This is a genomic window from Chitinophaga sp. CF418, from assembly GCF_900142925.1.
Lineage (GTDB): Bacteria > Bacteroidota > Bacteroidia > Chitinophagales > Chitinophagaceae > Chitinophaga.
Map to the genome: position 1 here is coordinate 1 of NZ_FRCN01000012.1, position 12,431 is coordinate 12,431.

11 protein-coding genes and 1 riboswitch are annotated in these 12,431 nt (G+C 43.7%); of the genes, 4 read left to right on the forward strand and 7 right to left on the reverse strand.

Annotation, left to right across the window (positions count from 1 at the left end; translation table 11 throughout):
• The 6 genes from F3I09_RS24075 to F3I09_RS24100 all read right to left on the reverse strand — a co-directional run.
• On the reverse strand, window positions 1-271 hold a 271-nt coding region (locus F3I09_RS24075), incomplete at its 3' end, for a transposase (protein ID WP_149697603.1).
• A gap of 130 nt (window positions 272-401) precedes the next feature.
• Window positions 402-3,437, reverse strand: a complete 3,036-nt coding sequence (locus tag F3I09_RS24080; protein ID WP_149697615.1) for a T9SS type A sorting domain-containing protein — start codon at window positions 3,435-3,437, stop codon at window positions 402-404.
• Window positions 3,438-3,652: 215 nt separating this feature from the next.
• The gene (locus F3I09_RS24085) at window positions 3,653-3,988 is read right to left on the reverse strand and encodes a DUF3592 domain-containing protein (protein ID WP_149697616.1); all 336 of its coding nucleotides are present in this window, start codon (window positions 3,986-3,988) and stop codon (window positions 3,653-3,655) included.
• A 31-nt stretch (window positions 3,989-4,019) separates the two neighbouring features.
• Entirely contained in the window at window positions 4,020-5,519 is a 1,500-nt protein-coding gene (locus tag F3I09_RS24090) for a PepSY domain-containing protein (RefSeq protein ID WP_149697617.1), read from the reverse strand.
• 3 nt (window positions 5,520-5,522) lie between these two features.
• The gene (locus F3I09_RS24095) at window positions 5,523-7,907 is read right to left on the reverse strand and encodes a TonB-dependent receptor (protein ID WP_149697618.1); all 2,385 of its coding nucleotides are present in this window, start codon (window positions 7,905-7,907) and stop codon (window positions 5,523-5,525) included.
• A 161-nt stretch (window positions 7,908-8,068) separates the two neighbouring features.
• Window positions 8,069-8,259: riboswitch (cobalamin riboswitch) on the reverse strand.
• A gap of 191 nt (window positions 8,260-8,450) precedes the next feature.
• On the reverse strand, window positions 8,451-9,041 hold the full coding sequence (locus F3I09_RS24100; protein WP_149697619.1) for a DUF4202 domain-containing protein: 591 nt from the start codon (window positions 9,039-9,041) through the stop codon (window positions 8,451-8,453).
• Between the two features lie 270 nt (window positions 9,042-9,311).
• On the opposite strand from F3I09_RS24100, the gene F3I09_RS24105 reads away from it, so the two are divergent.
• The gene (locus F3I09_RS24105) at window positions 9,312-9,758 is read left to right on the forward strand and encodes a hypothetical protein (protein ID WP_223233363.1); all 447 of its coding nucleotides are present in this window, start codon (window positions 9,312-9,314) and stop codon (window positions 9,756-9,758) included.
• A gap of 258 nt (window positions 9,759-10,016) precedes the next feature.
• Window positions 10,017-10,202, forward strand: coding sequence for a response regulator transcription factor (locus tag F3I09_RS24110; protein ID WP_223233384.1), 186 nt, complete (start codon window positions 10,017-10,019; stop codon window positions 10,200-10,202).
• Between the two features lie 141 nt (window positions 10,203-10,343).
• Here F3I09_RS24110 and F3I09_RS24115 read toward each other — a convergent pair whose 3' ends face one another.
• Entirely contained in the window at window positions 10,344-10,610 is a 267-nt protein-coding gene (locus F3I09_RS24115; protein WP_149697622.1) for a hypothetical protein, read from the reverse strand.
• 339 nt (window positions 10,611-10,949) lie between these two features.
• On the opposite strand from F3I09_RS24115, the gene F3I09_RS24120 reads away from it, so the two are divergent.
• Window positions 10,950-11,444, forward strand: a complete 495-nt coding sequence (locus F3I09_RS24120; RefSeq protein WP_149697623.1) for a hypothetical protein — start codon at window positions 10,950-10,952, stop codon at window positions 11,442-11,444.
• 8 nt (window positions 11,445-11,452) lie between these two features.
• Window positions 11,453-12,328: a hypothetical protein gene (locus F3I09_RS24125; RefSeq protein WP_149697624.1), complete on the forward strand. Its 876-nt coding sequence runs from the start codon at window positions 11,453-11,455 to the stop codon at window positions 12,326-12,328.
• Window positions 12,329-12,431: the final 103 nt, after the last annotated feature.

A 12,431-nucleotide genomic window follows, 5' to 3' on the forward strand; every position in this document is an offset into this window, starting at 1 on the left:
TAACAACCTCCTCTATTTTACGACTGCTATATATATTATTAATGTAGGAATAGACCAGGACCTTTAACAACATACGTGGGTGATAGCTACTGGTTCCCCCTGGCTTATATTGTTGGATTAACTTTGTGATATCAACTTTATCCAAAATATCGTTGACTGTTCTGACTGGATGATTAGCTGGAATCAGATCATTCAAATCTGGTGGTAACAGCATCCCCTGGTTCTGGTGATTGCTCTTAAATACAACTGATAATGTTTTGCCTCTTGCCATACTCCCTATAACACAATAAACATTATATGGTTAACAAAACGGCTCCTTTTATTTAAAAAACTGTATAAAAAGAAGAAGCCATCCCAAATTACTTTTGAGACGGCTTCCTTCAAAACCACAGCAAGAAAGGCTATTCTACCACTAACTTCTTCGTCTCAATCTTTGCATTAGAAATAGTTTTCACCAAATACACCCCCGGCACTAAACTACCTGTAGTCACGGATATACGTTGTTCACCTGCGGCGATATGCTGTTTCAAAGTCTTCACCAGCGCACCATTTGAATTGTATATCTCTATCACTGCATCAGTCGCCGCCGGCAGCTGGTAATACAATGTTGCCTGTTCTCTTGCAGGATTCGGATAGATCTTCAGGCTTGCCTTTGTCAGTTTATCCTCCACCGGTTGTACCTGCATAGCTGCTACTCTGGCTGCAGACGTAGTACCCCATCTGAACGTTTCCCATCCACCAATAGCTGTACGGTTACAGTTCATAGGTTTTGTACCGTTCTCAGAACAGATATACAGACCTTTCAGGCTCTGGAAGGCAACGGTATTACTGCTTAGGTTGATCCATTTAAATCTTGTAGTGCTATCCAGGGTAGTACCTGTACAGTACATCGGGCTGGTAGCAGTTATATATAGTCCGTTATTTCCTTTCAGGGCGATAGTACTGTTCCCTGCATCCACCACTACAAATTTCTCCCATGGTCCTAAGCCGGTACGGTTACAGTTCATTGCTTGCGTACCATTCTCGGAACATACCAGCAGCGTATCATTATACAGGTAAATAGTACTACCAATCGGAGCCGGTGATGGCGGATTGGTGATAGTGGTATCCTGCGCATCCTCGATGATAATGTCATCAAAGTAAGCCGTGAAGTTGCCACTCAGCGCGGAGTTGTCATAAGCAATACTGATACCGGTGATCTCATCCCCGATCAGCTCCCCCTTACCGATCTGGCAGGAAAACTTTTCCCAGCTGCCTACAGTACCACGGCCTACATTCGGATGCATGGTGTTGCCATTATTATCCTTATAGGCGGTCAGGTTACGCAGCAACTTACCTGATTTGAACGTCAGGTCTACAGCAGTAAACCTACCGGGATTATTCACGGTATATTTCCAGAAACTCAACTGCATATTGGCCTTCACCGCAATCTTTGTTTCTGATATTTTATAGTAATAAGAAGATGCTCCGGCAGCCGTACCATTGATCCTTACGGTGTACACGCCACTCTTTGAGAATGCGGCTGCATTGTCGATCGTTACCGTAGTATTGCTCACACCTGCAGACGATAATACCGCATTCTTATAGAAGCAGGCATCAATGGGAGAAACGATATCCTGCGGTACATTGTTGATGAGACAATTCGCTACCCTGCTTTCAAAACTGTTCCTGTAATAGATCGGCCCCAGTGAATAAGGGATCGGAATTTCGGCAGGCGTATCTGTACTGGTCAGCAAACGGGCGGCTTGTCCTGCGAGACGCAGGTAATAGTCGGACGAGGTCCAGATACCGTCCATAGACAAGGTACCAAAATACTGGTCTGTCGGAATATCAAAATAATCCACCGCTGAACTGATAATATTGGTCGATTCCTCAAACTCATCCAGCATAGCGTAATACATAGACTTTATGCCTACACTCTTGATATTACGGGCCTGTTTCCAGAGGAACTTCCCTCCCAGCCTGCGGGTATCATTCGGATAACCTGATACATGCTGCGACCAGGCACTGCCGGGGAATATCACCGGATAGAATCCCATGCCATTCTGATCACAGTATTGTTTATCAGGGATCAGGTATTGTGTTCTGAAATTATCGGCTCCTGTCGTATCGCTGTATACCCCTACTGTCCAGGGAGAGATCATGTTGTACGCTTTGTAAACGTCTTCAAAATCAGGACGGGAACCTCCATCTCTCAATCTCCAGTCTCTCGGTACTCCGGCAATCACATAACAACCCCGGTCTTTGAAGAACTGCGCCAGTTCCAGCGCCTGTGTTTTGTCCACGAGGATAGTTGAATATCCCAATCCCCAGAGCTCTACTACCGGCTTGCCATTCACTGTAGCGTAAGCGCCGGACCTGGTCAGCTCATAGATCTGCTCCATCTGGTATACCCAATCACGTTTAATACCTTCTACCAGGTCAATGGAATTCACTTCCCCATTGTTCTGATCAGGCATACAGTACATTACATAAAACAACCTGCCATTGGCTTCACAGGCGTTCCTGATATGGACATAATAATCATCGGAGGAAGTGTACTTCATATTCCTTCCAACAGGTGCATTACGCTGAATAGCCACACCGTCAAAGCCTGTTCTTTTGAGCAATGCCATCTGTACATCTATTACACCTTTATCGGTAGAGTTGTACAACTTCGCAGGCTTACCATTTCCGAGATTTGCGAAGTTGGTGGCATACATCGGCACGTTCGGATTATTCTCATAATCCGCCAGCAGAGGGAAGGTCTCTGTATTATGGTTACCCCTTCCTGCAGCAGGTACTTTGTCATATGCCCAATGGCTCCAATCCTCCGCCTTAGCCCCTGCTTCGTGCCATAACTGGTAACCCGCAAATGATTTACCTACAAACTCCGAAGCGGGATTGTTAGGTCTGGCAGGAATAGGCTGTGCATCCGGGTTCAATGATCCGACATAAGCCGTTATGTCTTTGATATAAGTATCTTCCGAACCATATCCGAGACGGATATCTCCACCATATCCCATGCTGCCATCCAGGCCTGCATCTTCCAGGAATACCAGGCGGGTAACCCACTTTCCTGTATTTGACTTCTTAAAATCGGCGCCTCCCCATCCTGTACCGGAACGGGTGTAGTTCAGCCACACGAAATTCATACTGTTGTCATAATACGTGATAGACAGAATGATCTTTTTAGCCGTAGTGGGAACGGCGCTTCTGTCACAACGGACATACATAAACTTTCCTGCGGGGATCTTCCTACAGGGTACACCATCCACAGTAGCGACTTCTGTGTACCCCTCACCGCTCTGGTTATTTTCAATACCATAGGATAGACTGCCGGATTGGACCGGATTCGTGAACTTAATCCAGGCAGATACCGGCGGCAGGACAATATCGCCTGCCTTCAGGATGCATGCGCATAGCAGGCATGCAAATAGTAATAGAGAGTGTTTCATATATAGTATTTAAGTGGGAAAAGATGCTGGATGTTGATGGGTTCTCTACAGATTGTACTGTATATCAACAGGTATGGAATTAGGTGATGGGTTTACGATGTTTTAAAAGAATATGGTTTCGGGGTTAAAGATACGATTCCCATAAGAATGTAGGAGAAATCTCTGGGGTTCGGGAATCTATTTTAAAACTAGTTTATTGAGAATTATTATTACTCTTATCCTAAAATACGATTAACCGCTATTACATTCATAATGACCCAACAAACCACCAAAACCAGCAACGCGATTAGTCTGGAAATGAGTACAATACCATTGTCAATTAAAATATCATCAGGGTTATTTTCATCATAATAGACGTCTATCGGCGAATTAATAACCAGTTTTTCCAGCCTATATCTATCTGACGTAACGCTGCGGGCGGCACCATCCTGGTCAATAAATGCCACTATTGGTGCATACTGGATTTCCTGATCAACAGATGGCTTATGGACATGTCCCACCACACGCCCTTTCAGGCGAATACCTCTTCTTATCAATCTAGTCGCAAACATGAATCGATACAACAATGGTTCAAATAGTTTCCTATAAACTAAATAGTCTACCAGAAGTAGAGGATTTTCGCTTTATCCATTTCCACGTCATCACCAGTCCGGTAAAGCTCACACTCAACCCGCCGATCAGTAGTAAACCAACAACCAAATCCCACAATGGCCGCCTGTAAACCAGCCATTTGAAATCCAGGCTATGCAGCCCGTGGTACAACCACCGTTCAAGCCTGCTCAATTTCTCATGCTTCAAAACTACCTGGCCGGTCTTTAAATCGATGTAGTACCAGGTTTCCTGCGACGTAGACATCTTCACCCTCAGGACTGGTAGTCGTTTTTCATTATACTTCGAGTAATAGTAATCGTCATACTCGCTGAGTACGAGGCTTTCTTTGATCCCTATGCCCGGGTTCAGGGCCTGCACCATGCTTATGAACGGTCGATGATCGAACTTTTCGAAAGGTATAACAGCATCTGCATCTGCCGGCATCAGGCGCGTATGATCATCATCCTGGCAGGCCAGATAGTAGGGTTTGCCGTGTAACTGTATCAAATGGATTTCTTTCACTGAAATCTCATTCAGGCGCTCAATTGCCTTCAATGAAGACAAGCTGAATAGCTCCGCTTTCATCGGCCCACCTGTCCATTGCGCTGTTTCTTCCATGTCAAGTCTGGTATTTGGAGCCCAGTCCCATGGCGTCATCGACAAAAGTCCACTGAACACCCAGGTAAAAGCAACGATGCCAAAGACAAAGCCGGTGTAATGATGCCAGCGAAACCAGCGCTTTTTGTATGGACTGAATTCGAAGGAGGATTTATCTTTTCGTTTATACCTGACAAATCCCATAACAATACCTGCAATACACATGATGGTGCCCAGCGAGGATATCCAGATGATAATGTCGTTCCAGAGCGGCCGGTTCCTTAGCAAAACAGTCGGATAGATCCAATGCGGTATTGGTCCCAACCAGGCCAGAAAGCGCTGGCGGGCGTTGACCCGCTGAACGACTTCTCCGGTTTGTGTAGAAACATAAATGTAAGTACCCTCATCATCGTCTATCTGCATCCGGTACACAGGCGTCGTGTAGCCCTGCGACCGCGCCGCTGCCATCCATTGATCGATTTCGGTCAATACGGCTGTCTTGCCCACCCTAGCAGGTTTGCCGAAGCTGCTGGCCAGCTTGCCGGCCAGCACTGAATCTGTTCCTGAAAATAGCTCTCCGTTGTCGGCAAATACGGCTTTGTAATCGCCCCTGGTGGTGGTAAGACGGTAAACCGGCCGGTCGAGCATCATACCCAACCGGACGGTCCTCATTGTGTCTTTGACTCCAGCCATTGTCAATGCTTCATTTAAATTCAGCTTACATGACTGTAAGTCCACCGGTGGCAGGTTCCGCAATTTTTCGTGCTGCCGCATGGTTGGATACCGCACGTACATCATCGCGAAGCCGGACAGAAACCATACAACGAAAAGCAAGCTCAATGCAAAGCCCAGGTAGCGATGAACCAGCAAAAATAGTTTAACAGTAGTTTTCATGCATTAAAGGCTGTACCGTACTGTGACGAGAAAGTTTCTGGTAGCTCCCGGCGAGAACTGGTTGGAGAAAATCGCGTTGGCGAAGTATTTCTCATTGAAGAGATTGTTCATATTCACTCTCAGTCCAATCCGTCCAATGCGATAACCCAACGCAGCGTCGAAAACGGTATAGGATGGTAAAACGTAGCTATTGGAGCTATTTGTAAAAGTTTCATCCATATAATTAGCACCGGCGCTGATACTGAATCCTTTCGCAGCCCCGTTCTGAATTTCATAATTAACCCAGGCGTTAACAAGATTTTTGGGAGCAAACGCGACGGTCTTGCCTGCTACTTTATTTGTTTCGCCAGATGAAAAAGGAAGGATCTTCGCGTTCGAGAAAGTATATCCTGCCGTTACATCTAAACCCGGCAGAAGACTTCCGTTTACTTCCAGCTCAAAACCTTTTGATTCCGCCGAACCAATCCGCTTGTAGACACCACCCGGAAGCGCTTCCAGCTGATTGTTCTTTCGCATATAATAGCATGAAAGATTTCCCGACCATTTTCCGGAAAGCTCCAATCTGCTGCCAACTTCACCCTGATACCCGGTTTCCGGATCGAAAGTCTCACCGTTCGGAGCCACTCTGCGCGAAGGCTTAAAATAGGTAGAGAATGATCCGTAGACTGACAATGGATCGATTGGCTGATACACCAGACCCAGTCTGTAGGTCAATGCAGATTTCGAAATGGTCGACTCTACACCGTGTTCCGTTACGTTACGGTCTGCGTCTACTTTGTCGGTGTAATAAGTGCCATTGAAGATGTCATAACGAAGACCGGCGATACCTTTCAGTTTATCGGAAAAACGGATAAAATCCTGCAGATAAATCCCGTGGACATTCTCCATGGTTGCGCGGTAGTTCACATCGGTATAGCTCAGGTAACCCTGGTTAAGAACCGGGCTATTAACCGGAATAGTCGCATGGAGACCTGCGCCGAAAATCTCTCCATTGTAAGTCTTTCTATCCAGCATGCTGACCGAATACCCTGCCAGCAGCTTATGTCCGATCGGGCCTGTGTTGAAATCGTAAGTCAGTTCCAGCTGATTTTGCCAGGGCTTTGTCAGGTGGTTAAAGTAAAATGGAAACGATCGCTGCAATGATTCCATCGCCGGATTGAAGCTCAGCTCTTCCGTTGAGAAATAGTTGATATTGTCGTCGTAGTATGAGAGCTGGTTTGACAGCCGCAGATTGCTGGCCAGCTGGCGGGTGTATTTCAACTGAAAATCGTAGCGGGTATGTTTGAGAAAATCCTGGGGATCGTTGTAGCGGGTATCTACATTCATTCCCGGCGCTACTTTACTGCCTTCCAGCATTGGTATCCCGGCATCGGTGTCGTAAATATCCTTATTGGCACCAATAGTCAGATAGAACTGATCTTTGCTGGTCGGGGTGTATTCCAGCGCCAGATAACCGTTGTTCGTATTCGATCCGGAATGTCTGTATCCTTCGGTGTCAGACATACCAAAATCTACCCGGTAACGCAGCTTATCATTGATTGCGCCACCTGCACCCGCACGGATCCTTCTGGTGTTGAAGCTGCCATAGCTGGCAGAAAAATCTGCTTTGAAGCCCGCAGTTGGTCTTTTCCTGACAATGTTAATAATCCCGCCCAGCGCTGAATGTCCAAACAAGACAGAAGCCGGGCCTTTTAACACCTCGATAGACTCGACATTAGCCAGGTTTGTGGTCGGGGCGCTGGTGGAAATGTTATGACGCTCATCTCGCACACCATCGACCAAAAGCACAAAATTTGAAAAACCCCTGATCGTGAAATGCTGGAAGCCACCGTAAGTATTGTTAGCTCTCACCCCGGTGGTGTTTTTCATTGCTTCGCCCAGATCGTCGATCCCGCGTTGCTCAATGGTTTTTACAGATACCGTTGATGTGGTGACCGGCATGTCGCGAAGGGGTACGTCAATCTTGTTGACCGCAGAAAAAGCTTGTCGCCTGGCTGCGCTGCTCACTACCTCTGAGAGCTCATTGGTACTGATATTTAGCTTGTAGTTCAATTCCAGCGCCTGGCCTTCCTTCACAATGATGTTTTCCTTCTTCGCCTCGTGGCCCACGCCGCTGGCAAGGAGCGTATAACTTCCTGCCTGGACATTCCTGATGTCAAATCTGCCGTCACCGTCGGTTACAGCAGCATAACCGGTACCTTCCAGCCGCACACTGATACCAGCGATTGCATCTCCTTTTTCATTCTGAATGGACCCGCTGACCCTTCCTGGCGCAGCCCCGAAACTCAGAATAGAAGACAATAGTAACGCGAATGATAGAAGGAATGAAAATGTTTTTTTCGCCTGTTTGCTGTTAGTTCGCGAGCAGCAGAATGTAGGTGTTTGCATACTTTTAACTTATAGATTAAATGAGTTAAAAGCTCTTTGCAGCATTTTACGGCACTTTAGGACATGAGCAGGAGGAGGACGCGCCTGACAGCGCTGGTTTTGTTGGGGTACCCAAAACCGTTATAAATATTATCCAGACCGACCTGCTTTATTGCGCGAAAGCGTCGTCCACTAGAAAAGGCAGGTCTCCTGGCTTGTAACATTTATACCATCCTTCCCATCCGCCGGAGGCGGACAGTGGATATGTCGATATAAACTTTGGTAGTTACTTACAGTTGCGCGACAGCTCGTGATTTACACACGATTCCCTATTAATTTACTGAAAAGCAAAACCTTTCCTGTTGGAAAAATAAAGTAAAGAACTTCTTTGGGCCGCGAAGATATAGGAATAAATCAAGATTAAATCTAAAATCCGGAATTGCTTGCGAAGTATTCGCTGAACTGGTAAACCGGGTTTATCTTTATCAAGATATCAGGGCAAAATTGTGACAGCCCCAAATTGGTTGATCTCAATCGTAGTCCGGGATAAGATAAGCAAATAGCCTATTGGCCAGCACCTTTCAGCGCTTTATTCAAGAGCATCTGTCCCGCATCACTATAAGCAAGAGACAAGGCCACCTGTCTTCCTTCTGCGCTCATTTTTGCCCATGTTTTTTGCAAAATATTAATCATCTTTTCTTCTGCATGTTTCTTTATAAGATCATCATACTGGAATGACAGAAACACCAGGCAAAGGGCATCCTCCATCGTTTGGACATCAGTATCCGTTTTAAGTTTTTTCTTCAATACAATTTCGTTGACCCGGGCAATGATGTCCGCGTCATATCCCAGCGACTGCAATATTTCCGTTGCCTTCTGTGCGTGAAAATGCGATAAATCGTTTCTCCATTTCAGGTAGCCTACTCTCCCTTCCGGGTAAGTTTTTCTGTCGATTTCCCATCTTCCTATGTGCTGGCTCCTCGAAGCAAGTAAAAGCGGCTCGCTGGCTTCCGGATTAAGTTTCTTCACCCATTCATACAATTGAATGGCGTAAAAATATTCAGATGGATAATGATTGCCATCCCATATTACTTCGGATGGATCCTGTTGGTTATAAGCATCAAATAAATGAAAAGCCTGTTCCATTTTTGTCATAAAGACCAGTGATTTAGTAGTGTCATTGCTCAAGTTATTGTAAATATAGTAAAGAAAATACCATATACCACGAGTGAAATTCATTGTGGCCACTACCGCAAAAGTTGCCAGTATTCAGAAAAACTACAGGAATTATCGGCGAGTTATATAGAATACTTTTATTTTATCATATTTAAATAAAAAATGTATATTTATTTTGACATTAGCCCTACAGACTATAAGTCTAAGCTATTAACCTTAAATAAGTAATATTAAATCAGAATGCATCCCATGATCCGTCCAATTTTTATCGCTTTACTAATTACGTTTTCCTCAACTTCTGTTTTTGCAGGTATTAAAATTCCTTTTGGGGAAAGAGAAGTATTAAACAAAGTGTATGACTTACCTAATACAGATGAATTTAAATCAGACGATGGCAATTTTATTGACCTGGCGACGCTTCATAAAGAATACAACATTGCTTATTTCCTTCCATTATACGTCATGGAAGAACCTAAACTGGTTATCTTTGATCAACAAAGAGACGCTTTTTATGATATACCTCAAGACAAAATAGATGCAATTTTAGCATCACAAAAGCTAAAAAAGGAAGAACTTAATAAATTGCCTTTCTACACAAGATATGGAGGTAAAATAGTTGCGGTATTGATCATCGCGGCATTGATCTGGGGAGTTATTCCTTCAAAAAAAGAAGAAGTAGAAGCTAAGGACATTTAAACTTAACCTTAAATCACTTTTATAAATTTAAAAGCCTTCAAGTCTAGACACTTGAAGGCTTTTCGGCTTAGTGTAAGTGTTTATTTCTTTTATTAGATAGCTCATCATCATTACAATAACCAGCCAATGAACTTTATTTTATTATTCCTTTCCAGGTTATACGTATTGGGCATGTTATAATGGGGGGGTTATTATACCCCGCAGGTTAGCAGAACGCTGTCCAATGACTATATAAAGAAAGAAGTTGTAAAAACGGAGCTGAGCGATAAAGAGCGGGAACTATTGCCACATTTTTGCTCAGAAGCAACGTATCGTGAGATCGCCGCACAGCTTTTTCTCTCGCCACGTACGGTGGAGGGACATGCCAATACCATTATGGAAAAGCTGAATGTCCGCAATCGTATCGGCCTGGTATTACTGGCGCAGAAGAAGGGTTGGATATAAGCGCATCATTCAGTCAACGATTCTTAGCTTGTCCACTACTTCTGTAACCGCGAGCCCTTTTTTAGTTTTGAATACTACTGTAATAACGAGAAAAAGGATGTGGTGAATTGATCTTATACCCTTAATGAAGCAAAAGCTATTCTAACTAATAGGTTCTTCCTCTTTTTGGAATTTGGACCAGATATAATTAAAAAGCCAGGCGCCTAAAACAGCGTAAACAGGTATCGCGAAGTATGATTGAAATACAAAAGTTATCAATAGTATATTTACAACTATGGAACCCAATATCCCCAGAATAATTCCTATAAGAGCGCCGTTTTTTCTATTTTTATTTCGTTTGAAATAGCCGATCACTCCTCCAATAATTGAACAAATCAATAAAATTTCTGTGCCTCCCAGTGCAAACATAGCTAAGTTTTTTAGTGTTAATAATCTTATTACAGCTCTCGCGAATGATTCGCAGTTCTCTTCGCTGAAAATTGAAAGTACCAAAGCGATTTATCCAATTATCTGCTATTTGCCTGCGCCAGGCGATTAGTCACTTGTTTGATCATTACAACAGCTCCTGCAATATATTAAATTATTTTAATATTATTCTATTGATATTGAAAGGTTCATGCATGAACAGATCTTACCTATTGATAGTCGTAGCTTCATCAGCTGGTGGGCACGGCCACCATTATATAAATTTTAACATCTATGTAAAAAATATTTGCCCATTTTTACAGCATCAAAATACCTATATCTATGTTTAAGAAGCTTATTCTGACTAAGCTCTGCTTTCTTATGCTTTTTGGAGCAATAGCGCAATCAGGAATACCCACCTACAGCCGCAGCACAACAGGATTTGAAGAACCTGAAAGCGGTTCCAGCAGAATTGTACTCATGAAAAATGGTAACACCCTGTTTTTCCATTTTACACCCAAAAAAGGGATCGATGTTACCGTCTATGACCAGAAACATCACGAGAAAGGAATCGTAAATAACAAAGTCGACTCCTGGAAACAGAAAAAAATGAGAAGCGCCTCTCTCAAAGGCGTGTATGAAATCAACGGTCAGGCGGTGGTTTTCATACAACAATTTATTAAAAAACGCCCTACCCTGTACCGTATGGTGTTTGACGCTAAGTCCGGCAGGAAAATAAAAGAAGACATGGTCGCCTCTATGCAGCGCGTTAGCATGGGGAAAGCTTATGGAATGGCATTTGGAGGACTCTCTGTACTGACGACTACAAGAAAGTAGAGACCGTAATGAAGTACAGCCAGGCTAACAAGCAATTGTATATGCTGACTGCTATCGAGGCTGAAAGCGTGAAACGTATGCCGACCATGGACAAAGGAAAAAAATCTACAGGGTTTGTACTGCAGATGAACATCTTCGATCCGTTTTCACTGGAACTGAAGAATAAATATTTCGTAGAACATCCGAAGTTAACTGCCTATGCAGATGAACACCTGAAGGCAAAACGTAAATACCTCGGTATCATCCAGGACTTTAAGCTCAATGATGATAATACAATCACGTATATGTTTGAAGAAATGGATAACTACACTGTTACAAATACATATACATCATATACCAATGGCCGTATGAGCACCCATACCAGTACCCATTTCTATACAGACCTGGGCTCTATGGGTATCGTGAATATGGACCAGAGTGGTAAGGAGCTACGTAGTTACGCTATTGCCAAGGACCAGAAAGCTGAGGCAACGCTGTACATGTTTGACCTCTACAGCCGCAAAATGTCAAACTGGAATTTCAGAGGCCAGGGATATAGCTACAATAACCTGTCCGGTTTCTACTCCTACGACTACATGTTTGTAAATGACAAAGAATACGTTATCTATAACGAGAACGTGCGGAATACCGAGAGTGAAAAGGAAACTACTAAGGACAATAAAAGTATGGGACGTATCAGTCTTACCAACACAATATATGCTTACTTTGATGGTTCAAAAGTTGTTAAATCGTACCTCTTCGGAGATCCTAAGAATAAAGATGAAAACAGGTTCTGCCAGCTGGAGATGAACACTGCAGCTGAAGATGGTAAATCTTTTGCAACTATGATGATCGAAAGAAAAGGCAGAGACAAACAGGCGTATATCGTATGGGTTAACTTCTAGGAAGTTCATATACATTAAAATCAAAAGAGGTGTAGTATTCATCATACTACACCTCTTTTGATTTTAATCCAGGATGAGATGAGTCATCATCATACCGCATTCT

Bases quoted from the DNA above. Each gene is read 5' to 3' on its own strand.
- F3I09_RS24080 (WP_149697615.1), bottom strand. From the start codon at position 3,437: ATGAAACACTCTCTATTACTATTTGCATGCCTGCTATGCGCATGCATC.
- F3I09_RS24085 (WP_149697616.1), bottom strand. From the start codon at position 3,988: ATGTTTGCGACTAGATTGATAAGAAGAGGTATTCGCCTGAAAGGGCGT.
- F3I09_RS24090 (WP_149697617.1), bottom strand. From the start codon at position 5,519: ATGAAAACTACTGTTAAACTATTTTTGCTGGTTCATCGCTACCTGGGC.
- F3I09_RS24095 (WP_149697618.1), bottom strand. From the start codon at position 7,907: ATGCAAACACCTACATTCTGCTGCTCGCGAACTAACAGCAAACAGGCG.
- F3I09_RS24100 (WP_149697619.1), bottom strand. From the start codon at position 9,041: ATGACAAAAATGGAACAGGCTTTTCATTTATTTGATGCTTATAACCAA.
- F3I09_RS24105 (WP_223233363.1), top strand. From the start codon at position 9,312: ATGATCCGTCCAATTTTTATCGCTTTACTAATTACGTTTTCCTCAACT.
- F3I09_RS24115 (WP_149697622.1), bottom strand. From the start codon at position 10,610: ATGTTTGCACTGGGAGGCACAGAAATTTTATTGATTTGTTCAATTATT.
- F3I09_RS24120 (WP_149697623.1), top strand. From the start codon at position 10,950: ATGTTTAAGAAGCTTATTCTGACTAAGCTCTGCTTTCTTATGCTTTTT.
- F3I09_RS24125 (WP_149697624.1), top strand. From the start codon at position 11,453: ATGAAGTACAGCCAGGCTAACAAGCAATTGTATATGCTGACTGCTATC.